Source organism: Streptomyces sp. NRRL S-1022, assembly GCF_000720135.1.
GTDB lineage: Bacteria > Actinomycetota > Actinomycetes > Streptomycetales > Streptomycetaceae > Streptomyces.
In genome coordinates, this window is sequence record NZ_JOIU01000019.1 from 1 (window position 1) to 22,998 (window position 22,998).

General features: G+C 71.6%; 16 protein-coding genes. 4 read left to right on the plus strand and 12 right to left on the minus strand.

The window, feature by feature from the left end:
* Nucleotides 1-247 precede the first annotated feature (247 nt).
* From IG05_RS0125945 to thyX, 3 genes are all read right to left on the minus strand, one after another.
* Nucleotides 248-1,933: a ribonuclease J gene (locus IG05_RS0125945; protein ID WP_030346274.1), complete on the minus strand. Its 1,686-nt coding sequence runs from the start codon at nt 1,931-1,933 to the stop codon at nt 248-250.
* A gap of 156 nt (nt 1,934-2,089) precedes the next feature.
* Nucleotides 2,090-2,989, minus strand: a complete 900-nt coding sequence (gene dapA, locus IG05_RS0125950) for a 4-hydroxy-tetrahydrodipicolinate synthase (protein ID WP_030346275.1) — start codon at nt 2,987-2,989, stop codon at nt 2,090-2,092.
* 210 nt (nt 2,990-3,199) lie between these two features.
* Complete coding sequence (gene thyX / locus IG05_RS0125955; RefSeq protein ID WP_030346277.1) at nt 3,200-3,949, minus strand: FAD-dependent thymidylate synthase; 750 nt, start codon at nt 3,947-3,949, stop codon at nt 3,200-3,202.
* Nucleotides 3,950-4,123: 174 nt separating this feature from the next.
* On the opposite strand from thyX, the gene IG05_RS0125960 reads away from it, so the two are divergent.
* Nucleotides 4,124-4,360, plus strand: a complete 237-nt coding sequence (locus IG05_RS0125960; protein WP_030346279.1) for a hypothetical protein — start codon at nt 4,124-4,126, stop codon at nt 4,358-4,360.
* Between the two features lie 91 nt (nt 4,361-4,451).
* Nucleotides 4,452-5,006, plus strand: a complete 555-nt coding sequence (locus IG05_RS0125965) for a hypothetical protein (protein WP_030346280.1) — start codon at nt 4,452-4,454, stop codon at nt 5,004-5,006.
* A 361-nt stretch (nt 5,007-5,367) separates the two neighbouring features.
* Here IG05_RS0125965 and IG05_RS0125970 read toward each other — a convergent pair whose 3' ends face one another.
* From IG05_RS0125970 to rpsO, 5 genes are all read right to left on the minus strand, one after another.
* Nucleotides 5,368-5,820 (minus strand): tetratricopeptide repeat protein, encoded by a 453-nt coding sequence (locus IG05_RS0125970; protein WP_030346282.1) that lies wholly within the window; start codon nt 5,818-5,820, stop codon nt 5,368-5,370.
* An 11-nt stretch (nt 5,821-5,831) separates the two neighbouring features.
* A complete protein-coding gene (gene dapB, locus IG05_RS0125975; protein ID WP_030346284.1) occupies nt 5,832-6,584 on the minus strand; it encodes a 4-hydroxy-tetrahydrodipicolinate reductase in 753 nt (250 codons plus the stop codon).
* Nucleotides 6,585-6,610: 26 nt separating this feature from the next.
* On the minus strand, nt 6,611-7,990 hold the full coding sequence (locus IG05_RS0125980) for a M16 family metallopeptidase (RefSeq protein WP_030346285.1): 1,380 nt from the start codon (nt 7,988-7,990) through the stop codon (nt 6,611-6,613).
* Entirely contained in the window at nt 7,987-10,206 is a 2,220-nt protein-coding gene (locus IG05_RS0125985; RefSeq protein WP_030346286.1) for a polyribonucleotide nucleotidyltransferase, read from the minus strand. Before IG05_RS0125985 ends, IG05_RS0125980 begins: the two co-directional genes overlap by 4 nt.
* Before the next feature lie 390 nt (nt 10,207-10,596).
* Entirely contained in the window at nt 10,597-10,884 is a 288-nt protein-coding gene (gene rpsO, locus IG05_RS0125990) for a 30S ribosomal protein S15 (RefSeq protein ID WP_030041128.1), read from the minus strand.
* Nucleotides 10,885-11,151: 267 nt separating this feature from the next.
* Between rpsO and IG05_RS0125995 the strand changes: the two genes are divergently transcribed.
* Complete coding sequence (locus tag IG05_RS0125995) at nt 11,152-11,445, plus strand: DUF397 domain-containing protein (protein ID WP_030346287.1); 294 nt, start codon at nt 11,152-11,154, stop codon at nt 11,443-11,445.
* Nucleotides 11,446-11,520: 75 nt separating this feature from the next.
* Here the strand turns inward: IG05_RS0125995 and eccD are convergent, their stop codons facing one another.
* Nucleotides 11,521-13,032 carry a type VII secretion integral membrane protein EccD gene (eccD, locus tag IG05_RS0126000; protein WP_037814763.1) on the minus strand — a complete coding sequence of 504 codons (1,512 nt, stop codon included), beginning with the start codon at nt 13,030-13,032 and terminating at the stop codon, nt 11,521-11,523.
* Nucleotides 13,033-13,376: 344 nt separating this feature from the next.
* Here eccD and eccCa point away from each other — a divergent pair, with 344 nt between their 5' ends.
* Entirely contained in the window at nt 13,377-17,342 is a 3,966-nt protein-coding gene (gene eccCa / locus IG05_RS0126005) for a type VII secretion protein EccCa (protein WP_030346293.1), read from the plus strand.
* Between the two features lie 84 nt (nt 17,343-17,426).
* Here the strand turns inward: eccCa and IG05_RS0126010 are convergent, their stop codons facing one another.
* Genes IG05_RS0126010 through IG05_RS0126020 form a run of 3 tightly spaced genes read right to left on the minus strand, consistent with a single transcriptional unit; the run spans nt 17,427 to nt 22,757 of the window.
* A complete protein-coding gene (locus IG05_RS0126010) occupies nt 17,427-19,556 on the minus strand; it encodes a protein kinase domain-containing protein (protein ID WP_030346295.1) in 2,130 nt (709 codons plus the stop codon).
* 37 nt (nt 19,557-19,593) lie between these two features.
* Nucleotides 19,594-21,801, minus strand: coding sequence for a protein kinase domain-containing protein (locus tag IG05_RS0126015; RefSeq protein ID WP_030346296.1), 2,208 nt, complete (start codon nt 21,799-21,801; stop codon nt 19,594-19,596).
* Between the two features lie 5 nt (nt 21,802-21,806).
* The gene (locus IG05_RS0126020; protein ID WP_051790283.1) at nt 21,807-22,757 is read right to left on the minus strand and encodes a serine/threonine protein kinase; all 951 of its coding nucleotides are present in this window, start codon (nt 22,755-22,757) and stop codon (nt 21,807-21,809) included.
* Nucleotides 22,758-22,998 lie beyond the last annotated feature (241 nt).

Genomic DNA, 22,998 nt, shown 5'->3' on the forward strand with positions numbered 1-22,998 from the left:
CGACTCTATCAGATCTTTTCTCGATCCGATTTCCTCGGTGCTTTCCAGGTTCCCGCTCTCGCGTTTCCCTTTCCGGCGGTTCCGACTTTATCAGAAGTTCTGAGCCGGATTTCCCACCCGCTCCGGGGATCCATGTCCAGCACGTGAAGTGCTGGGGTTCCCGGTTGGGCGGAGCCGTAAACGTACTGGAGCGGGGCGCCCCGATGCAAATCGAGGCGCCCCGCTCCTGGTGACCACCGACGGGTCGTCAGACCTCCACGACCACGGGCAGGATCATCGGCCTGCGGCGATACGTGTCCGAGACCCACTTGCCGAGGGTCCGGCGGATGAGCTGCTGGAGCTGGTGGGGCTCCACCACGCCGTCCTGGGCGGACCGCTCCAGGACCTCCGTGATCTTCGGGAGGACGTCGGCGAAGGCCGAGTCCTCGATGCCGGAGCCGCGCGCCTGGACGTGCGGTCCGCCGGTGATCTTGCCGGTGGAGGCGTCCACGACCACGAAGACCGAGATGATGCCCTCGTCGCCGAGGATCTTGCGGTCCTTGAGCGCCGGCTCGCCGACGTCGCCGACCGAGAGCCCGTCGACGTAGACGTAACCGGCCTGGACCTTGCCGGAGATCTTGGCCTTGCCCTCGATCAGGTCGACCGCCACGCCGTCCTCGGCGATGACGATCCGGTCGTGCGGGACACCGGTCAGGGCGCCCAGCTCGGCGTTGGCCCGCAGGTGGCGCCATTCGCCGTGGACCGGCATCAGGTTCTTCGGGCGGCAGATGTTGTAGAAGTACAGCAGCTCGCCCGCGGACGCGTGGCCGGAAACGTGCACCTTGGCGTTGCCCTTGTGGACGACGTTGGCGCCCCAGCGGGTCAGGCCGTTGATCACGCGGTAGACCGCGTTCTCGTTCCCGGGGATCAGCGAGGAGGCGAGGATGACCGTGTCGCCCTCGACGATGCGGATCTGGTGGTCGCGGTTGGCCATGCGGGACAGGGCCGCCATCGGCTCGCCCTGGGATCCCGTGCAGACCAGGACCACCTCGTGGTCGGGCAGGTCGTCCAGTGTCCTGACGTCCACCACCAGACCCGGCGGGACCTTCAGGTAGCCCAGGTCGCGGGCGATGCCCATGTTCCGGACCATGGAGCGGCCGACGAAGGCGACCCGGCGGCCGTACTCGTGGGCCGCGTCCAGGATCTGCTGGATGCGGTGGACGTGACTGGCGAAGCTCGCCACGATGATCCGCTTGCCGGCACCGGCGAAGACCTGCCGCAGCACGTTGGAGATGTCGCGCTCGGGCGGGACGAAGCCCGGGACCTCCGCGTTCGTCGAGTCGGCGAGGAGGAGGTCGATGCCCTCCTCGCTCAGCCGCGCGAATGCGTGCAGGTCGGTGAGTCGGTTGTCCAGCGGCAGCTGGTCCATCTTGAAGTCGCCGGTGTGCACCACCATGCCGGCGGGCGTGCGGATGGCGACGGCCAGGGCGTCCGGGATCGAGTGGTTGACGGCGACGAACTCGCAGTCGAAGGGGCCGATGCGCTCACGGTTCCCCTCCGCCACCTCCAGGGTGTACGGACGGATCCGGTGTTCCTGGAGCTTGGCCTCGATCAGGGCGAGGGTCAGCTTGGAGCCGATCAGCGGGATGTCCGGCTTCTCGCGGAGCAGGTAGGGGACGCCGCCGATGTGGTCCTCGTGGCCGTGCGTGAGGACGATGCCCTCGATGTCGTCGAGGCGGTCCCGGACGGACGAGAAGTCCGGCAGGATCAGGTCGATTCCGGGCTGCTCCTCCTCGGGGAAGAGCACTCCGCAGTCGACGATCAGCAGGCGGCCGCCGTACTCGAAGACCGTCATGTTCCGGCCGATCTCACCGAGCCCGCCGAGCGGGGTGACCCGCAGGCCGCCCTCGGAAAGCGGCGGCGGCGGGCCGAGTTCAGGATGCGGATGACTCAAAAGACTCTCCTCAACCACACGCGCCACGTACCGGTATGGCACGTGGCGCGCATGACGTTCGTGCGGAAGCAGTTGTCGTTGTGGGGTGCGGGCACCGGTGGCCCGCCTCTTCTGTTGTTCTTCAGTTGTGAAGCCCGTGTGGTGCCAAGTCTGTAGTCAGAGCTGTACCCCGCCGGCAGCAAGATCGCTCTTGAGCTGGGCGATCTCCTCGGGCGAGCACTCGATCATGGGCGAGCGCAGCGGTCCGGCGGGCAGGCCCTGGAGGGCGAGTGCCGCCTTGGTGGTCATGACGCCCTGGGTACGGAACATGCCGGTGTAGACCGGGAGCAGCTTCTGGTGGATCTCGGTGGCCTTGACGACGTCGCCGGAGACGTACGCGTCCACCAGGGCGCGCAGGTCGGGGGTGACGAGGTGGCCGACGACCGAGACGAAGCCGACCGCGCCCACGGAGAGCAGCGGGAGGTTCAGCATGTCGTCGCCGGAGTACCAGGCGAGGCCGGACTGGGCGATGGCCCAGCTGGCGCGGCCGAGGTCGCCCTTGGCGTCCTTGTTGGCGACGATCCGGGGGTGCTCTGCGAGCCGGACGAGCGTCTCGGTGCTGATCGGGACGCCGCTGCGACCGGGGATGTCGTAGAGCATGACCGGCAGGCCGGTGGCGTCCGCGACGGCCGTGAAGTGCCGGTACAGGCCCTCCTGCGGGGGCTTGTTGTAGTACGGCGTGACGACCAGCAGGCCGTGGGCGCCGATGCGCTCGGCCTCGCGCGCCAGCTCGACGCTGTGGTGGGTGTCGTTGGTTCCGACGCCGGCGACGACGTGGGCGCGGTCGCCGACGGCCTCCAGGACGGCTCGTACCAGGTCCGATTTCTCCGCGTCACTGGTGGTGGGGGACTCGCCGGTGGTGCCGTTGACGATCAGGCCGTCGTTGCCTGCGTCCACCAGGTGGGCGGCGAGCCGCTGCGCGCCGTCGAGGTCGAGTGCGCCGTCCGCCGTGAAGGGCGTGACCATGGCGGTGAGGACCCGCCCGAAGGGGGTCTGCGGAGTCGAGGTCGGAGCCATGGGTAACACGCTACTCGGTACGCGATGCGGGGTGTGCCCGTGGGGTATCGGGAAAGTCAGGACAAAGAAGGAGCCCGGCACTGCCTGCTCGGGGGTTCAAGCAGTGCCGGGTCCGTTTGATCAGGCTAGATGAACTTCTCTAAATGCCGCAATACGGACACCTCGCCAGGCTGACCCGTACATCCGTTCCGGCAAGGGAACAAGGCTTCGCTACGGGGCCACACGCCCGTTCGCGTTGTAGGCGGCGTGCGTCAGCGGCATGAGCTTCGCCCACTCCGCCTCCATCTTCTCGCCCACCATCTCGATCTCCCGCTGCGGGAAGGACGGCACCTTGGCCAGCTCGTGCTGGGTGCGCAGGCCGAGGAAGTGCATCAGGGAGCGGGCGTTGCAGGTGGCGTACATCGAGGAGTAGAGGCCGACGGGGAGGGCGGCGCGGGCGACCTCGCGGGCGACGCCGTCGGCGAGCATCTTCTGGTAGGCCGTGTACGACTGCTCGTACGACTCGCGCAGGGCGCCGGTTACCGCCTCGTGCTGGGCCGGGGTGCCCTCGACGAAGACGTACTTGCCCGGGCGGCCCTCCTGGACGAGCTTGCGGTCGGCGCCGGGGACGTAGAAGACGGGCTCCAGCTCCCGGTAGCGGCCGGACTCCTCGTTGTACGACCAGCCGACGCGGTGCCGCATGAACTCGCGGAAGACGAAGATCGGGGCGCTGATGAAGAAGGTCATCGAGTTGTGCTCGAACGGGCTGCCGTGCCGGTCGCGCATCAGGAAGTTGATCAGGCCCTTGGAGCGCTCGGGGTCCTTCTTCAGCTCTTCCAGGGACTGCTCGCCGGCGGTGGAGACGCGGGCGGCGAAGAGCACGTCGGCGTCCGAAGCGCTGGACTTCACCAGCTCGACGGTGACGTCGCTGCGGAACGTGAGCGACTCGGGGGTGGTCACGGGGGTACGGATCCTTCCCATTACTTCTGCGGTTGCGACCACCTTACGGGGGCACCCGACGGGCCCTGGACACCACCTCGCCCCGTGCGACGCCCGAGATTTTTTCGGATATGGGCACCTTTCGTGTCACTCGCGCGTCTGTATCGGTGAGGTCTGCGTGTTCGATCACAAACCCTGAGAGGAGCGGCACCCACGATGTTCCGTCGGCGCGAGCCCGTACCCTTCGCCTTCCTGGCCGAGGCGGACAGGTTCCGCAGTAATGTCACGCCCCCGCCCCGCAGGCGGGCGTCCTTCGGCGAGATGGCCGGGCGCTGGCTGCTGGGCCTCACCCTCGTCGCCGGGCTCGCCGGCGCCCTGATCCTGGGCACGCCGGCGCTCTCCGCGCCCTCCGGTACGCCGGCTCAGCAGTCCCAGGCGTCCCAGGGGCACTGAGTACTCTTCCGGACGCTCAAGGCTGGTGAGCGGGAAGACGGCCGGATAGCCTCACGGCACAGCCCGCGCGAGGAGCGAGTGAGGACCAGCCGTGCCCCTGTCCTTCCTGACGGCCGACCGTGCCTTCGATTCGGTGGCCGAGAGTGCGCTGCCGTACGACGACCCCGACCGCTGGCGGCGCCCCTACCGGCCCGGACCCTGGCGGGTGGGGCTGGCGGCGCTGGTGCTGCTGCTCGCCTCCGTCGCGCTGTTCACCGCGGTGCTCATCGCGCTGACCGGCGCGCCGGCCACCGCCGGGGCCGTCCTCGGCGTCGGGCTGGTGATCGTCGTCGGCGCGCTGCGGCTGCTGCGCATGGGGGTGTGGGTCAGCCGGCGCGGGCTGCGCCGTACCGGTCTGCTGGTGACGCGGACGGTGCCATGGGCGCGGGTCGTCTCGGTGCGGACGGTGCAGCAGCCGGTGCGCTGGCTGGGGCTGCCGCGCACGGTACAGGGGCAGGCGCTGGCGCTCGTCCGCAAGGACCGGCGGCCCGAGGACACCCCGCCCCTGCTCACCACCCACGGCCTGGACTTTCTCGGCCGCCCGCTCGCCTTCGACCGGGCGGCGGACGCGGTGGAGGCCTGGGCGGCGGAGAACGGCCGCGGCTGACCCGCAAGCACGCCCGAAGGGGCCGCCCCACCGCGAGGTGGGGCGGCCCCTTCGGCGTGGCTGGGCCACAGGGCACACGGCGGCCACAGCGGAGGACAGCGGGCTGTCCCCCGGGATCCCGGGCTCGAAGTCCGGCCGGAGCCGGGAAGCCTTCGTCCCGTCTCGCGCGGCAGCCGTGCGGGCCGGCGGAGGGCAGCGGACTCTCCCACGCGGGGCCGCCATCCCGAGCTCCGGCCGGTGGCCGTCGGCCCTCGCGCGTAAGGGCGGCCGGGAGTCGGAAGGGCTCCGTCACACCTCACGGCGCGGGCGGCGGGCACCGGGGGATCGGAGGCTGTGGGTGGCCGCCGTACCCCGTCCGGTGTCAGGGCTGGGGTGGTCTGCCGGCGTGGAGGGCTATCGCGCGTTGCATGGCCTTGCGGGCACGCGGGGTGTCGCGGGCGTCGTGGTAGGCGACGGCGAGGCGGAACCAGCAGCGCCAGTCGTCGGGGGACGACTCCGTCTCGGCCTTGCGCTTGGCGAACACCTCGTCGGCCGAGTCGCGGTCGATGCGGCCGCTGGGCAGGCGGGTCAGCTCGTCGGCCGGCAGGCCGCCCTCGGCCTCCAGCTCCGCGGCGAGGGCGTTGGCCCGGCGGACGAACTGGGTGTTCTTCCAGAGGAACCACAGGCCGATGACCGGCAGGATCAGCACCGCCACCCCGAAGGTGACGGTGAGGAGCGTGCCGGCCTGGATGAGCATCACGCCGCGGCTGCCGACCAGGACGAAGTAGAAGACCAGGACGGCGGCCGTGACGAGGTAGGTGATCTTCGCGCGCATGGCAGTGGCTGTCAGCTCAGGTCCAGGAAGTGCTCCAGGCCGAAGGTGAGGCCCGGAGCGGTCACCACCCGGCGGGCGCCGAGCAGGATGCCCGGCATGAAGCTGCTGTGGTGGAGGGAGTCGTGCCGCACGGTGAGGGTCTCGCCCTCGCCGCCGAGCAGGACCTCCTGGTGGGCCAGGAGGCCGCGCAGCCGGACGGCGTGCACGGGGATGCCGTCGACGCTGGCGCCACGGGCGCCGTCGAGGGCGGTGACGGTCGCGTCCGGCGCGGGTGCCGTGCCGGCCGTCCGGCGGGCCTCGGCGATGAGCTGGGCGGTGCGCGTGGCGGTACCGGAGGGGGCGTCCACCTTGTTCGGGTGGTGCAGCTCGACCACCTCGACCGACTCGAAGTACGGCGCCGCGATCTGCGCGAACTTCATCGTCAGCACGGCCCCGATGGAGAAGTTCGGCGCGATGAGCACGCCGGTCTCCGGGGACTGGGCCAGCCAGCCCTTCAGCTGCGCGAGGCGCTCGTCGGTCCAGCCCGTCGTACCGACGACCGCGTGGATGCCGTGGCGCACGCAGAAGTCGAGGTTGCCCATGACCGAGGCCGGGGTGGTCAGCTCGACGGCGACCTGGGCGCCGGACTCCGCCAGCGTCTCCAGCTTGTCGCCGCGGCCGAGGGCGGCGACCAGCTCCATGTCCTCGGCGGCCTCGACCGCCTTGACCGCCTCGGACCCGATCCGGCCCCCGGCACCGAGGACCGCCACGCGCAGCTTGCTCATGTTCCTGTTTCCTAACCGGTGGTGTTTCAGGCGACCGCGTCGTGCAGGCGGGAGGCCTGCTTGTCCTTGAGCGGGCCGATGACCGACAGCGACGGGCGCTGTCCCAGGATGTCGCGGGCGACGGAGCGGACCTCGTCCGGGGTGACCGCGGCTATCTTCGCCAGCATGTCGTCCACGGACATCTGCTCGCCCCAGCACAGCTCGCTCTTGCCGATACGGTTCATCAGCGCGCCGGTGTCCTCCAGGCCCAGGACCGTGGAGCCCCTCAGCTGGCCGATGGCGCGGGCGATCTCGTCGTCGGACAGGCCGTTCTGCGCGACGTGGTCGAGTTCGTCGCGGCAGATCCGCAGCACGTCGTGCACCTGGCTGGGCCGGCAGCCGGCGTAGACGCCGAAGAGGCCGCAGTCGGCGAAGCCGGAGGTGTAGGAGTACACGCTGTAGGCGAGGCCGCGCTTCTCCCGGACCTCCTGGAAGAGGCGGGAGGACATGCCGCCGCCGAGGGCGGTGTTGAGCACGCCCATGGCCCAGCGGCGGTCGTCGGTGCGGGCGAGCCCGGGCATGCCGAGGACGACGTGCGCCTGCTCGGTCTTGCGGGCCAGCAGCTCCACCTTGCCGGAGGCGCGGATCGTACGGCGGCCGTCGCGCGGGGCGATGGGCTGCGCGTCCGGCTTGCCCAGGGCGCCCGCCTTCTCGAAGGCCGCGCGGACCTGTCGTACGACCTTGGCGTGGTCGGTGTTGCCGGCGCAGGCGACCACGAGGTGGGTCGGGTCGTAGTGCTTCCGGTAGAAGCGGCGGATGCGGTCGGCGGTGAGGGCGTTGACCGTGTCGACCGTGCCGAGGACCGGGCGGCCGAGGGCGTTGTCGCCGAACATGGTGTGCGCGAACAGGTCGTGCACACAGTCGCCCGGGTCGTCCTCGGTCATGGCGATCTCTTCGAGGATCGCGCCGCGCTCGACGTCGACGTCCTCTTCGAGGATCAGCGAGCCGGTCAGCATGTCGCAGACGACGTCGATGGCGAGGGGCAGGTCGGTGTCGAGCACGCGTGCGTAGTAGCACGTGTACTCCTTGGCCGTGAACGCGTTCATCTCGCCGCCGACCGCGTCGAGGGCGGCGGAGATGTCCAGGGCGGACCTGCGGCGGGTCCCCTTGAAGAGCAGGTGCTCCAGGTAGTGCGTGGCGCCGTTCAGGGCCGGGGTCTCGTCGCGGGAGCCGACGTGCGCCCAGATGCCGAAGGTGGCGGAGCGGACCGAGGGCAGCGTCTCGGTGACGATGCGCAGCCCGCCCGGGAGGGTGGTCTTGCGCACGGTGCCGATGCCGGCCGTGCCCTTGATCAGGGTTTGGGTACGGGCGACGGCCCGCGCCTCCGAGGAGGGGCGGGCCGTCGCCTTCGAGCTACGGGACGTCACTGCTCGGCGTCGTCCTTCGCCTCGTCGTCGCCCTCTTCGCCCTCGATCACCGGGACGAGGGAGAGCTTGCCGCGGGAGTCGATCTCGGCGATCTCGACCTGGACCTTCTGGCCCACGCCGAGCACGTCCTCGACGTTCTCCACGCGCTTGCCGCCGGCGAGCTTGCGGATCTGCGAGATGTGCAGCAGACCGTCCTTGCCGGGCAGCAGGGACACGAACGCGCCGAAGGTGGTCGTCTTCACGACCGTACCCAGGTAGCGCTCGCCGACCTCGGGCATCGTCGGGTTGGCGATGCCGTTGATCGTGGCGCGGGCGGCCTCCGCCGAGGGACCGTCGGCGGCACCGATGTAGATCGTGCCGTCGTCCTCGATGGTGATCTCGGCGCCCGTGTCCTCCTGGATCTGGTTGATCATCTTGCCCTTGGGGCCGATGACCTCACCGATCTTGTCGACCGGGATCTTGACGGTGATGATCCGCGGGGCGTTCGGGGACATCTCGTCGGGCCGGTCGATGGCCTCCATCATCACGTCGAGGATGTGGAGACGCGCGTCGCGGGCCTGCTTGAGGGCCGCGGCGAGGACGGAGGCGGGGATGCCGTCCAGCTTGGTGTCGAGCTGGAGGGCGGTCACGAACTCCTTGGTGCCGGCGACCTTGAAGTCCATGTCGCCGAAGGCGTCCTCCGCACCGAGGATGTCGGTGAGGGTGACGTAGTGCGTCTCGCCGTCGATCTCCTGGGAGATCAGGCCCATGGCGATACCGGCGACCGGGGCCTTGAGCGGCACACCGGCGTTCAGCAGCGACATGGTGGAGGCGCAGACCGAGCCCATGGACGTCGAGCCGTTGGAGCTCAGCGCCTCGGACACCTGGCGGATCGCGTAGGGGAACTCCTCGCGCGCGGGCAGCACCGGCACGAGCGCGCGCTCGGCGAGGGCGCCGTGGCCGATCTCGCGGCGCTTGGGGGAGCCGACGCGGCCGGTCTCGCCGGTGGAGTACGGCGGGAAGTTGTAGTTGTGCATGTAGCGCTTGCGGGTCACCGGGGAGAGGGTGTCCAGCTGCTGCTCCATGCGGAGCATGTTGAGGGTGGTGACGCCCAGGATCTGGGTCTCGCCACGTTCGAACACCGCGGAGCCGTGCACCCGCGGGATGGCCTCGACCTCGGCGGCCAGGGTGCGGATGTCGGTGACACCGCGGCCGTCGATGCGCTTCTTCTCCTTGATCACGCGCTCGCGGACCAGCTGCTTGGTGAGCGAGCGGTACGCGGCGGAGATCTCCTTCTCGCGGCCCTCGAACTCCGGCAGGAGCTTCTCGGCGGCCAGACCCTTGACGCGGTCCAGCTCGGCCTCGCGCTCCTGCTTGCCGGCGATGGTGAGCGCCTGGGCCAGCTCGGGGCGGACGGCGGCGGTCAGGGCCTCGAACACGTCGTCCTGGTAGTCCAGGAAGATCGGGAACTCGGCGGTCGGCTTGGCGGCCTTGGCGGCGAGGTCGGCCTGGGCGCGGCACAGGACCTTGATGAAGGGCTTCGCGGCCTCAAGACCGGCGGCGACGATCTCCTCGGTCGGCGCCTCGGCACCGCCCTCGACCAGCTTGATCGTCTGCTCGGTGGCCTCGGCCTCGACCATCATGATCGCGACGTCGCCGTCCTCCAGCACACGGCCGGCGACGACCATGTCGAAGACGGCGTCCTCCAGCTCGGTGTGGGTCGGGAAGGCGACCCACTGGCCGCGGATCAGCGCGACGCGGACGCCGCCGATCGGGCCGGAGAAGGGCAGGCCGGCCAGCTGCGTCGACGCGGACGCGGCGTTGATCGCCACGACGTCGTACAGGTGGTCGGGGTTGAGCGCCATGATCGTGGCGACGACCTGGATCTCGTTGCGCAGGCCCTTCTTGAAGGACGGGCGCAGCGGGCGGTCGATGAGGCGGCAGGTGAGGATGGCGTCCTCGGACGGCCGGCCCTCACGGCGGAAGAAGCTGCCGGGGATCTTGCCGGCGGCGTACATCCGCTCCTCGACGTCCACCGTCAGGGGGAAGAAGTCGAGCTGGTCCTTGGGGTTCTTGGAGGCGGTGGTGGCCGACAGCACCATGGTGTCGTCGTCCAGGTACGCCACGGCGGAGCCGGCGGCCTGCTTGGCCAGGCGGCCCGTCTCGAAGCGGATGGTGCGGGTGCCGAAGGCGCCGTTGTCGATGACGGCCTCGGCGTAGTGGGTCTCGTTCTCCACTAGCGTTTTCTCCGTTACTTGTCGTCTTTCGTCCCTCGGCTGCCCGTGTGGCAGGGGGACGGTGGCGGAGAAGCGCTCCGTGCGGTGCGGGCCGGTCTTCGATCGAAGCACCCGGGGCTCGCTTCCCCCCGGGGGCCACTACCGAGGACCGGCGGCGGCTGGATGCGCTCCTCCTCGTTCTGGGTGTCGTACGACCTGTGTCGCACGACCTGTGTCGTACGTCGTTCCGTGTCGTGCGTATTGCGTTGTGCTACCACACTACAAAGCGTGAGTGACACTCCGCACGTCCCCGCACGCACAACGGGGGTTTCCGCAGGCGGAGCAGGCGCCCGCATACGGCAAAGGGAGCGACTCCCGGGTGCTTCCGGGAACCGCTCCCCTCACGGCGACTTACTTGGCGCCCGCCGCACCGCGGCGGATGCCCAGGCGGTCGACCAGCGCACGGAAGCGCTGGATGTCCTTCTTCGCCAGGTACTGCAGCAGGCGACGGCGCTGACCGACGAGGATCAGCAGGCCACGACGGGAGTGGTGGTCGTGCTTGTGGGTCTTGAGGTGCTCCGTCAGGTCGGAGATCCGACGGGAGAGCATGGCGACCTGGACCTCGGGGGAGCCGGTGTCACCCTCCTTGGTACCGAACTCGGAGATGATCTGCTTCTTCGTAGCGGCGTCGAGCGACACGCGTACTCCTCATAGTCTGGTGAGTGCCACCGAGTGCCCCCGGTCTACATCTCGAGGGAGCTTCCGTTACTCGGGAGGCGGGGATCCGCTGGGCGCGGCCTCCAGAACACGGCGGTTCCGGAGGTGCGTACACAAACGGCCGTCACTCAGGGTACCAGGCGATCGCCGGGGTCCTGCGCGCGGTCTCCGAACCCCCCTGAGGCGGTCGCATCGGCCACTAGGGTGAGCGCCGGGACCGTACCTACCTCGGGAAGGGGTCGCTGCACGATGGCGGAAACGGAAGCGGAGATCAAGGCGCGCAAGGAGCGGGAGCGCGACGAGCTGTACGCGCTCGACATCTCGGGCGTCGAGTGGCACTGCGCACCGGGCACGGAGGAGCACGAGGAGCGCGTGGAGATCGCGTACCTGCCGGGCGGGGCGGTGGCGATGCGGTCCTCCCTCGACCCGGCCACCGTGCTGCGCTACACCGAGGCGGAGTGGCGGGCGTTCGTGCTGGGGGCCCGGGACGGGGAGTTCGATCTGAAGCCCATGGCTCACAACGGGGGGCTCGACGTGCAGTGAGCGCGCCGCGCCGACGACGACGGCCGGGCCCCGGTTCCGCGTGAGCCGGGGCCCGGCCGTCCGTCCGCCGGCCGTCTATTTGCTGGTCATCGACCGTGCCGTCGCGTACACGTCGAAGACCGCCAGGGTGAGCGGGATCAGAGTGAGCAGCACGAAGCCCTCGCAGATCTCCAGGAAGCGTCCCCAGAAGGGGGTCAGCCCCCCGCGCGGCAGGATCAGGCCCAGCGCCGTCACCAGGGCGGTGGCCAGGGCGATGGCCGCGATCAGCCAGATGGTGCGGATCTCCAGGTCGGCGCGGTCACCGGCCAGCGCCGCGCGCATGATGTGCTGCGGCGGGTTGAGGGCGAGGCCGAGGCCCAGCAGTACCAGCGCGGCCAGGCCGGCGGCCAGCACGGAGGCGACCTGTGCGGTGTAGCGGAAGAGGCTCGCGCGCATGAGCATGGCGACACCGGTGGCGAACGCGAGCAGCTGGGCCCAGATGTCGTCGGAGAAACCGAGCACGGCCGAGGCTCCGACGGTGAGCAGCGCGCAGCCGCCCACCAGGCCGACGAGGAGTTCGTGGCCGCGCCGCGCCTGTGCCTCGATGCGCTCGGTGTCCAGGGGCTCGTGCGGGGAGGAGTCGGCGCCGTAGGCGGGACGCGGGGCCCGGGGGGTGCCGCTGCTGGGGTTCTCGAAGCCGATCGGCAGCCGGGCGAAGCGCATCGACATGCCGGGCAGGAAGGCCAGGGCGCCGACGGCGACGGGCGCGCACACGCCGGCCGTCTCGGTCGCGGACCAGTCGGTGAGGGTCGCGACGAAGACGACGACCAGGGCGACGGCCGAGGCGAAGACGAAGGCGACGAACGGGCCGTCGCCGTGGGGTGAGGACAGGGCGAGGACCAGCGCGGCGAGGAGGACGGCCGCGCACGCCAGCAGGAACTGCAGTCTGCCGATGCCCTCGCCGGCGCTCAGCGGCAGCAGGCCGCTGCCGGCGACGCCGATGTTGGGCAGTCCGCCGAGACCGAGGGCGACGGCCGAGCCGCGGTCGTCGTAGACGCGGGCCCGGACCGCGGAGAGCACGACCAGGAGGATGCCGGTGACGGCGGCGAGGATGCCGGCCAGGCCGTGCATGTCGTGGCGCGGCTCGGAGGTCCAGGCGACGAAGGCGAGCAGCGCGGGCAGCACGCCGCCGCCGACGAGGCCCGCGGCCCGGGTCAGGTCGCCGCTCCACAGCTTGTGCTGCCTGCCGACGGAGGAGGCGACGGCCTCGGCGACGTCGTCGTGGACGGCCGGCGGCAGGGACTCCGCGAACGGGCGCAGGGTGAGGAGTTCGCCGTCGAGAATGCGCTGGGCGGCGAAGGAGCGGGCGCTGTCCAGCACGGTGCCGTCGGTGCGGACGAGGTGGTAGCCGACCGGGGCGCCCGCTTCGGGGCTCTGCTGGGACAGCCGGAGGATCTCGGGGTAGAGGTCGGCGACCGGGACGTCGTCGGGCAGTGCCACGTCGATACGGCTGTCCGGCGCGACGATCGTGACCCGGCAGAAGCCGAGTCCGGTGCCGGACCCGGAAGGGGTTCCCGTCCCGGGTCCGCCGGTGGCGGCGGCCGTCATGCTCACCTGCTGCTCCCCCTCAGTGGTGGTGGTGTGCTCAGTGATGGTGCGTCTGTGTCGTACTCGGTGATGGTGGTGCGTCCGTGCCGTGAAGGTCCCGTGCCGGTTTGCCCGGTGCGCGGCGACCCGGGTGCCGCAGGGCGGGATTCCGGGCCCGTTCCCCCTCTTCACTGAGGGGTTTGCCCCGGTATCTCCAGCCTGCTCGGCGTGTGCTCACGCGAACATCCGGCACCCTACCGCTCACCCGGGTCCGGTGAACTCAGTAGGATCACGCGGCGGCCTGCGCCCGCCGGACACGGGGTGGCGGGCGGAACGCCTGGGTCGGGCAAGGGAATTGGTGAGCGGTGAGCCAGATTGTCGTGAAGCGCCCCCCTAGGGCGCTGCCGTCCGAAGTGCCCACGGATGAGGTCGTTGTCCAGCCACCGCCGGAACTTCCGCGGGGGCACCAGGAGAGCGTGCTCATGCAGCTCCTGCCCACGCTGGGCATGGGCGGCTCTGTGGTCTTCTTCTTCACGAACGGCCAGCCGTTCATGAAGATCATGGGCATGATCATGATCGCCTCGACGGTGGGCATGTCCATCGCGATGGTGGTCCGCTTCCGCCGCGGCTCCCAGGGCCAGCTGGCCGACATGCGCCGCGACTACCTCAGTTACCTCTCGCAGACACGCAAGTCCGCCGTGGAGACGGCGAAGTCGCAGCGGGACGCGCAGTACTACCTGCACCCCTCCCCCGAGCAGCTGTGGGCGCTCGTCGCCGAGGGCAGCCGGGTGTGGGAGCGGCGGCCCGGCGACGAGGACTTCGCGCACGTCCGCATCGGCCTGGGCCCGCAGCCGCTGGCCACGCCGCTCATCGCCCCGGAGACGGGTCCCGTCGAGCAGCTGGAGCCGCTGACCGCCGGCGCCATGCAGCGGTTCCTGGCCGCGCACAACACCGTCGGCGACCTGCCGATGGCGGTGTCGTTGCGCGCCTTCTACCACGTCACGGTGAGCGGTGAACCGCAGTCCGTACGGGCCTCGGCCCGCGCCCTGGTCGGCTCGCTGGCCTCGCTCCACTCCCCCGAGGACCTGGTCATCGCGGTGGCCGCGGGCCGTGAGGCACTGCCGCACTGGGACTGGGCGAAGTGGCTGCCGCACGTGCAGGCGTCCGGTGCCGTGGACGGCGCGGGCTCCCGCCGGCTCATCGGCACCGACCCGCGGGAGCTGGAGGACCTGCTCGCCGCCCGGCTGACCGGCCGGCCGCGCTTCCACCCCGGCGCCGCGCCGCTGCTGGACGAGCCGCACATCGTGCTCGTACTGGACGACCTGTCCCTGCTGCCGGACTCGGTGCTCGCCAACCCGGAGGGGCTGCAGGGCGTCACGGTGCTTGAGGTGGTGCCGGGCGATCTCACGACGGCGGGCGGCGACCTGTCCATCGTCGTGCAGCCCGGCCTGCTGCGCCTGGAGTCGGGGCACGGAGAGGTCTACGAGGGCACCCCGGACGCCCTCTCCTACGAGACCGCCGAGGCACTGGCCCGGCAGCTGGCGCCGCTGCGCATGGCGGCGGGCGGCGACGACGACGAACCGCTGCTCGCCAACCTGGAGTTCACCGACCTGCTGGGCCTCGGCGACGCGGCGTCCGTCGACACCAAGCGGACCTGGCGGCCGCGCGCGCTCGCCGAGCGGCTGCGCGTGCCGATCGGTGTCGGCGAGGACGGCCGGCCCGTGATGCTCGACCTCAAGGAGGCGGCACAGGAGGGCATGGGTCCGCACGGCCTGTGTGTCGGCGCGACCGGTTCCGGCAAGTCGGAGCTGCTGCGCACGCTGGTCCTCGGTCTGGCCGTGACCCACTCCTCCGAGACGCTGAACTTCGTCCTCGCGGACTTCAAGGGCGGTGCGACCTTCGCCGGCATGTCCCAGATGCCGCACGTGGCGGCCGTCATCACCAACCTCGCGGACGACCTCACCCTGGTCGACCGCATGGGCGACTCCATCCGCGGTGAGCTGAACCGCCGCCAGGAACTGCTGCGCGACGCGGGCAACTACGCCAACATCCACGACTACGAGAAGGCGCGCGCGGCGGGTGCGCCGCTGCAGCCGATCCCGTCCCTCGTCCTGGTGATCGACGAGTTCAGCGAGCTGCTGACGGCGAAGCCGGACTTCATCGAGATGTTCGTGCAGATCGGCCGTATCGGCCGTTCGCTGGGCGTGCACCTGCTGCTGGCCTCGCAGCGTCTGGAGGAGGGACGGCTCAGGGGGCTTGAGACGTACCTGTCGTACCGGGTCGGTCTGCGGACGTTCTCGGCGGCCGAGTCACGCGCCGCGCTCGGCGTCCCGGACGCCTACGAGCTGCCGAACGTCCCCGGCTCCGGCTTCCTGAAGTACGGCACGGACGAGATGGTCCGCTTCAAGGCGGCGTACGTCTCCGGCGTGTACCGCTCGGGGCCCCAGCGGGCGGCACTGCCCGGCGGGCAGCTCCCGGTGGACCGGCGGCCCGTGCTGTTCACGGCCGCCGAGGTGCCGGTGCAGTACACCGCCATCCCGCGGCAGCGCACCGAGTCCGTGCCGGAGGTGGACGAGGCGCTGGCCGACACGGTCCTCGATGTGATCGTGCGCCGGCTGGAGGCGCAGGGACCGGCCGCGCACCAGGTGTGGCTGCCGCCGCTGGAGAGCCCGCCGTCGCTGGACGCGCTGCTGCCCGGCCTGACGGCGGTGCAGGGCCGTGGTCTGACCCAGCCCGCCTACGAGGGCGCGGGCCGTCTGGTGGTACCCGCCGGCCTGGTCGACAAGCCCTACGAGCAGCGTCGTGACCGCCTCCTGCTCGACTTCTCGGGCGCGGCGGGCCACATGCAGGTCATCGGCGGCCCCCAGTCCGGCAAGTCGACGTTCCTGCGCAGTCTCATCTGCTCCTTCGCCCTCACGCACACCCCCCACGAGGTGCAGTTCTACGGCCTCGACTTCGGTGGCGGCGGTATGGCCGCGGTGGACGGGCTCCCGCACGTCGGCGGCATCGCCTCGCGCCTGGACCCGGAGCGGGTGCGCCGCACGGTCTCCGAGGTCTACGGCGTCCTCACCCGGCGCGAGGAGTACTTCCGTACGGCCGGCATCGCCTCGATCGCCGACTACCGTGCCCGGCGCGCCCGCGGCGACATCCCGGTCACCGACCAGCCGTGGGGTGACGTCTTCCTGGTCATCGACGGCTGGGGCAACTTCCGTACGGACTACGAGGGACTGGAGCCGGCGGTCCTGGACATCGCCGCCCGCGGCCTCGGCTACGGCATCCACCTGGTCATCACGGCGTCGCGCTCGATGGAGGTCCGGGCGAACCTCAAGGACCACCTGATGAACCGCCTGGAGCTCCGCCTGGGTGACGTGATGGACTCGGAGATCGACCGCAAGGTGGCGGTGAACGTCCCCGCGGGTGTCCCCGGCCGCGGTCTGTCCCCCCAGAAGCTGCACTTCATGGCGGCGGTGCCGCGCATCGACGGCCTGACCTCCGACACCGACCTGGCCGAGGCCACGGCGGCGCTGACCACGGAGGTCGCCCGCCACTGGCAGGCGCCGGGCGCCCCCAAGGTGCGGCTGCTGCCACGCCGGCTGGAGGCCGCCAAGCTGCCGCCGGGCGACCGGTTCCCGCAGCGGGGCGTCGCCTTCGCGCTGGACGAGGACAACCTGGAGCCGGTGTTCGTCGACTTCGACCAGGACCCGTTCTTCCTCGTCTTCGGCGAGAGCGAGTCCGGCAAGTCCAACCTGCTGCGGCTGCTGATCGAGCAGTTGTCGCTGCGGTACGGCGGCGACGATGCGAAGTTCTTCGTGGTGGACAACCGCCGCTCGCTGCTGGACGTCACCCCGGCGACGCACCTGGCGGAGTACATCCCGATGTCCAGCCAGATGGACCACCACATGACGGCCCTGGCCGACCTCATGCAGCGCCGGACCCCGACGGCCGATGTGACCGCGCAGCAGCTGCGGGACCGGAGCTGGTGGCGTGGCCCGCAGGTGTTCGTCGTCATCGACGACTACGACCTGGTCTCCACGTCCAGCGGCAACCCGCTGAGCGGCCTGACGGAGATGCTGCCCTTCGCCCGTGACGTCGGCGTCCGCTTCATCATCGCCCGCTCGTCCGCGGGTGCGGGCCGCGCCTCCTACGAGCCGTTCATGCAGCGCATGAAGGAACTCGGCGCGCAGGGCATCATCCTGGCCGGCGACCCGGCCGAGGGCGAGGTCCTCGGCGGGGTACGGCCCCGGCCGATGCCCGCCGGGCGGGGCGTGTTCGTGTCACGCAAGCGCGGCAAGCCGTTGGTCCAGACGGGATGGGTGGACGTGGAGTACTGAGAGCGCCGGCCGGCCCGGCCCACCCGACCGGCACCTCCCCGATCCGGCGGCCGAACGGCCGCCGGGTTCCCTGCTCACGCGGCGTCAGAACACCGGCAGGGCCAGGAGGGTGTTGTCGCACGTCATGAAGACGCGGTTGCCGGCGGTGGAGAACGTGGCGGAGGCGGCTCTGTCGGTGGGTTTGTAGGACCAGGTCTCCCGGGCGTCCTTCTCGGTGCCCGTGGCCGAGACCGTGGGTACGGGTCCGTTGTCCAGCAGCCAGACACCGTGGCCCTGGCGGAGGATGGGATGGTCGTTGCTCGTCAGCGCCACCCCTCCTTCCCACCGCTTCTTGCCGCTGCGTACGTCGAACGCCATCGGGTAGCCGAAGTTCTGGGTGTCGCAGCCGAGGGCGTACACCGCATCGCCGTGGATGGCGGGCCGGCCCCATTCCTTGCTGCTGTCGTCGTAGTAGGCCTTCTCCGTGTACGCCCACAGTCGCTTTCCGTCGGAGACGCGGCGCCCTGACAGCGTCCTGCCGTTCAGGACGACGATGCCGTCGTGGGCGGCCGGGACGAGGGACCGCTTCTCCGTCAGGTCGTGGGCCGTCCATTCCGTACGGCCGTTCTCCGCGTTCACCGCCATGACGTGCCCCGTGGAGGTGGTGATCACGAGCCGGCCCTGGTGGGCGACCGGCTCGGGCAGGATCTTCCTGCGGAAGTCCTCTGGCAGCCGCACGGTCCAGCGGATCCTGGCGTCCGAGCGGCCCACGGCACGCAGCCGGTGGTCCTTCGTCAGCAGGTAGACCGCTTCGGTGTCCGCAGTCAGCAGCGTCTCGGCGTCCGCCTGCGCCGTCCACTTGGGCTTGCCGGTGGCCGGGACGAAGGTGTGCAGCGTGCCGTGGGCATCGGCGGCCACGACGAGCCGGTCGGACAGCGACAGGCAGCGGGACGTCGTCCTCATCTCCGGAGCGCTCCAGCGGCGCTTGCCGTCGGTGACGTCGAGCGCCGCCACGCCGCTGACCGGATGGCCGACGATGACGACGTCCCGTACCGGCAGGGGGGCCGGGGACCTGGCACCGGTCACGTCATCCGCTCTCCACAGCTCTGTGGGAGAGCCTCCGACGACGTAGTCGCCGCGGTCGGCGGAGAGCAGTCGTGCCGCCGGTGTCTTCACGGCGGGCGGGTAGTCGAACGGGCCGTCCGGTCGTCGCCGGACGCTCTCGCCACCGCGCAGCAGCCACCAGCCCGCCCCGGCGCCGCCCACCGCGAGCACGGATCCGCCGGCCGCCAGCCCGGTCACCAGGCGCCGCCGGCCCGGTCCTGTCCCGGCCCGCGCCGTGGGCAGCAGCGGCGCGCCGAGGTTCCGCACCTCGCGCTCCCGCTCCTTGATCGCGTCCGCGACGGGCCCGTGCTTCCACACCGCACCCGCCTTCCTGGGCGGGGCGAAGGCCGTGGCGATCTGCTCGGGGGTGGGCCGTGCCGCCGCGTCCTTCGCCAGACAGGGGGCGATCAGGGTGTACTGCTCGGGTGAGAGGCCCTGCCAGCGCGGCTCACCGTGGACGACCTCGTACTGGACGGCGGCCACGTGGGTGCCGTCGAACGCCCGGTGGCCGGTGGCCGCGTACACGAGGACGGCGCCGAGGGAGAAGACGTCGGCAGCCCAGGTGACCCGGTGCCCGAGCACCTGCTCGGGGGCGCCGTAGCCCGGGGTGACCGGGATCTGCCCGGTGGTGGTGAGTGTCAGGCCGTGTTCGGGACGGGCGATACCGAAGTCGATGATCCTCGGCCCGTCCGAGGTGATCACGATGTTCGGCGGCTTGAGGTCACGGTGGACGAAACCGGCGGCGTGGATGTCACGCAGCGTGCGGGCCACGGAGGCGGCCAGGGCACGCAGGCGCGCGTCGTCCAACGCGCCGTACCGGTCGACGACCTGGTCCAGGGTCGGCCCGGCGAGGAACTCGGTGGCGATCCACGGCCGCCCGCCCTCGGTCTGCGCGCCCAGTACGGTCGCGACACCCGGGCTGCGCACCGCCTGGGCCGCCAGCGCCTCGCGCACGAATCGCCGGGCCAGGCCGGCGTCATGGGCGAGTTCGGGCCGGAGCACCTTCACGGCGGCGACGGCGCCCGCGTGGTCCTGGCCGACGTACACCTTGCCCATGCCGCCTTCGCCCAGCACACCGAGCAGCCGGTACGGGCCGAGCCGGATCGGGTCACCGGTCCCGAGGGGTCTCATCTGTGATCGCTTTCTCTTCTTTCCACCGGAGGGCGGCTCACTGCAGCGGGAAGGCCGCGAGGAACCTGCCGCCCAGCGCGATGACGAGCCCGGACTCCTCGTGGGCGAGGAACCGGTCGGCGGTGGTCCTGAACGACCGGACCGGGGCACCGGTGGAACTCCAGGCGATGGCCCACAGCCGCGAACCGCGCTTGTTGTACATGTAGCGGGGCCCGATCACCGGCGCGGCGGTGATGTCGGCCCCGGCCCCCTGCCCGCCCTCCTCCTTCCACATGAGGATCCCCCGGTCGTCGGAGAAGCCGACGAGCCCGTGGCCCTGCTGGGCCGCGTACACGATGTCGTCCTTCACCACCGGGGGGCCGTACACGGCCCCCGGATGCGTCGACGTGGTGTCCCAGGCGAGCTTGCCGTCGCCGAGGCGCAGGGCTCGCAGCGGCCCGCTCCCCACGTACAGATGGTCTTCGTCGACGGCCGGCGGCCGGCGCACACGGTCCGGTACGACCCCGTCGAGCGGCCGTTCCCAGCGGACGGTCCCCGTCCGGGTGTCGCGTACGACGGCCCGCACGGCGCCGTCGTTGCCCTCCTGGAGGGTCACGAGCCGGTGACCGGCCACCACGGCGCCGAGGAAGTAGAGCCGCGCGGAGCCCTGGCGCCGCGCGGGCAGCGGTGCGGTCCACAGCCGTCTGCCCGAGGAGATGTCGACGGCGAACAGGGACCAGGACTGCGAGGCGAGGAAGCCCTGGAGGGAGAACTCGCCGCGGCCGGCCGCCACATAGGCGACGCCGTCGGCGGTGCACACCAGTTGGTTCTGGGGCAGGACACCGTTGAAGTCGGTGTACTGGGCGAAGGGCTCCCCCGCCTCGCCGGTGACCAGGTCGACGGAGGCGAGCAGCAGCGGGAACCCGCCGGGCTTGCCGGCATTGTTCCCGGCACCGTCCGCCTGCACCAGCCTGATGAGACGGTGGCCGTCGGTGGCCACCTGCCAGGTGTTCTCCATCTGGTCCGAGGCGAACTGGATGCGCCCGGTCCGCGCGGTGACGCCCCCGAGGCCCTTGCCCGCCACCAGGGTCACGAGGCCCCCGACGGCGTGGAGCTGCGCCGGCACGGTGTCGTCGGGCGGATCACCGACCTGGATCTGCCAGACGGAGTCGGTCTTGGCCGGCACCGAACCGTCACCGCCGCCGGCCGTGGCCCGCGGCCCCGCTCCGGCCCGCCCGCGCCAGGCCCACGCCCCGGCCCCGCCACCCGCCACGGCCAGGGCCGCGGCCCCGCCGCCGATCAGCAGCCGCCGGCGGGAGGGGGGCGCGCCGGCAGGCGGCACCGCCGTCTCCGCCTCTTCGGGCGGCGCCGGCAGCCGGTGCGGCGTGAGCTGCCAGACCTCGGTCGCCCGGCGTGCGATGTCCGCGAGCAGCGCGGCGGGCAGGTGGTCGGCGAACTCGCCGGACCCGTCGTGGAGTTCCGCGCCCAATAGGGAAGTGGTCGGCCGCCGGAAGGGATTCTTGTCCAGGCACTGCGCGAGCACCGGCACCAGGCCGGCGGGCACCCCGCTCAGGTCGGGCTCGCCGTACTGCACCCGGTAGAGGAGGTCCGCCGCCTGCCCGTGCCCGAAGGGCGGGTGCCCGGCGGCGGCGAAGACGAGCAGACCGGCGAGCGCGAACACGTCACCCGCCGTCGAGTGCTCCTGCCCGCCCGCCTGCTCGGGTGACATGAAGGCCGGGGTGCCGACGGCGACCCCGATCCGGGTGAGCCGCTCGTCGCCGGCCGCCCGGGCGATGCCGAAATCGATGACCTTGGGCCCGTAGGCGGTGACGAGGACGTTGGACGGCTTGAGGTCGCGGTGGACGACATCGGACCCGTGCAACTGCCCCAGCGCCCCGCACAACGCCGCCCCCAGCGCCCGCACGGACGCCTCGGGCAGGGGCCCGCACAGCTCCACGGCCTCGTCGAGGGGCGGCCCGAGCACGTACTCGGAGGCGAACCAGGGCGTCTCGGCCCGTGGATCGGCGTCGACGATCCCCGCGCCGTACCGCTCCCCCACGACCCGTGCCGCGTCGGTCTCCAGCCGGAACCGGGTGCGGAAGGCCGGGTCGGAGGCGATGCGGGCGTGCATCGTCTTGAGCGCGACGGTACGGCCGCCCGCGCTGCGGGCCAGGTAGACGGTGCCCATACCGCCGCTGCCGAGGCGGGCCACGGGCCGGTAGGGGCCGATCGTCTCCGGATCGTCGTGGGTGAGAGGAGAGGGCATGGCGGTCAGTCCCGGTGGGGGGTGGCGGTGGTGAGGGGCGCGGCCACGGCCTCGGCCGGGATCTCCGCCGTGAGCAGGGCCGCCGACTGGTGCGCGAGGGCGGCGATCACCCGTCCGGGCAGCCAGCCGGGGGCGAGGAGAGCGGCGGAACCGGACGGGTCCCCGCCGGCCAACGCGTCGATCAGCTCGGCGAGCTGGGGACGAGCGCCGGGATCACGGGTGAGGCACCGGCCGATGACGGTACGGAAGGCGGCCGGGAGCTCGTCCCGCTCCGGGGCCGTGTGGCCGGTGGCGGCGTACGCGAGCGTCGCCCCGAGCGCGTACACGTCCCCCAGGGGGCGCGGGCGCCCGCCCGTCGCCTGCTCCGGCGGCAGGCTGCCCGGCTCCAGGCCGGGCAGCCCGGACCGGGGCGTGCCGTCCGGGGCGGCGGCCCGTACGGCGCCGTAACAGGAGAGGCGAGGGCCGTCGGCGGCGAGCAGGACGGCAGCGGGCGACACGCCCGCGAAGGTCAGGCCCTGCCCGTGCAGGACCGCCAGGGTCTCGGCGAGGGCCACGCCGAGCGCGCGTACCGTCCGCTCGGGCAGCGGGCCGCCGTGTACGGCGAGGGCCGTCGGCAGCGGGAGGACGGGCAGGTAGGGGCGGGCGTACCAGGCGGGCTCACCGGGCGCTGCGAGGGCCGTGGCGGGCGCGGAGGCGGGACCGAGGAGGTGGCGGGACGCGTCGGCTTCCGCGAGGAAGGGCCGCGGGTCGGCGCCCTCGTGCGGAAGGGAGAGCAGGACGGTGTGCCGGCCGTCGGCACTGCGGGCGATGTACCGCCGCTCGGGGACGGGGACCCGGGTACGGGGGTCGTCCAGAGCGGTGATCACGACGTACGGGCCCACCCGCCGCCGTGACCCGGCGGCCCTGCCCGCTCCTCCCCCGGCGGCCACGTCCGTGGCGCGCCCTGTGGCATGCATGTCCTGTCCCGGTCTCGTTCGTTGCGCTGGGGCTTGTTCGTTGCGCCGGGCAATTGTTCGTTGCGCTGGGGCGTGCACGTCCCGCGCAGGTTTTTACGTCTCGCTGAGGCTCGTACGTCCTGCTGAGGCTTGTACATCCCGCTGAGGCTTGTACCTGGCACCGGGGCCGACCGGCACGACAGAGGGTGGGCACCTCCCGTGCGTGCCCACCCCGCTGCCGTGCTGCGCCGGCCGGTCCGGC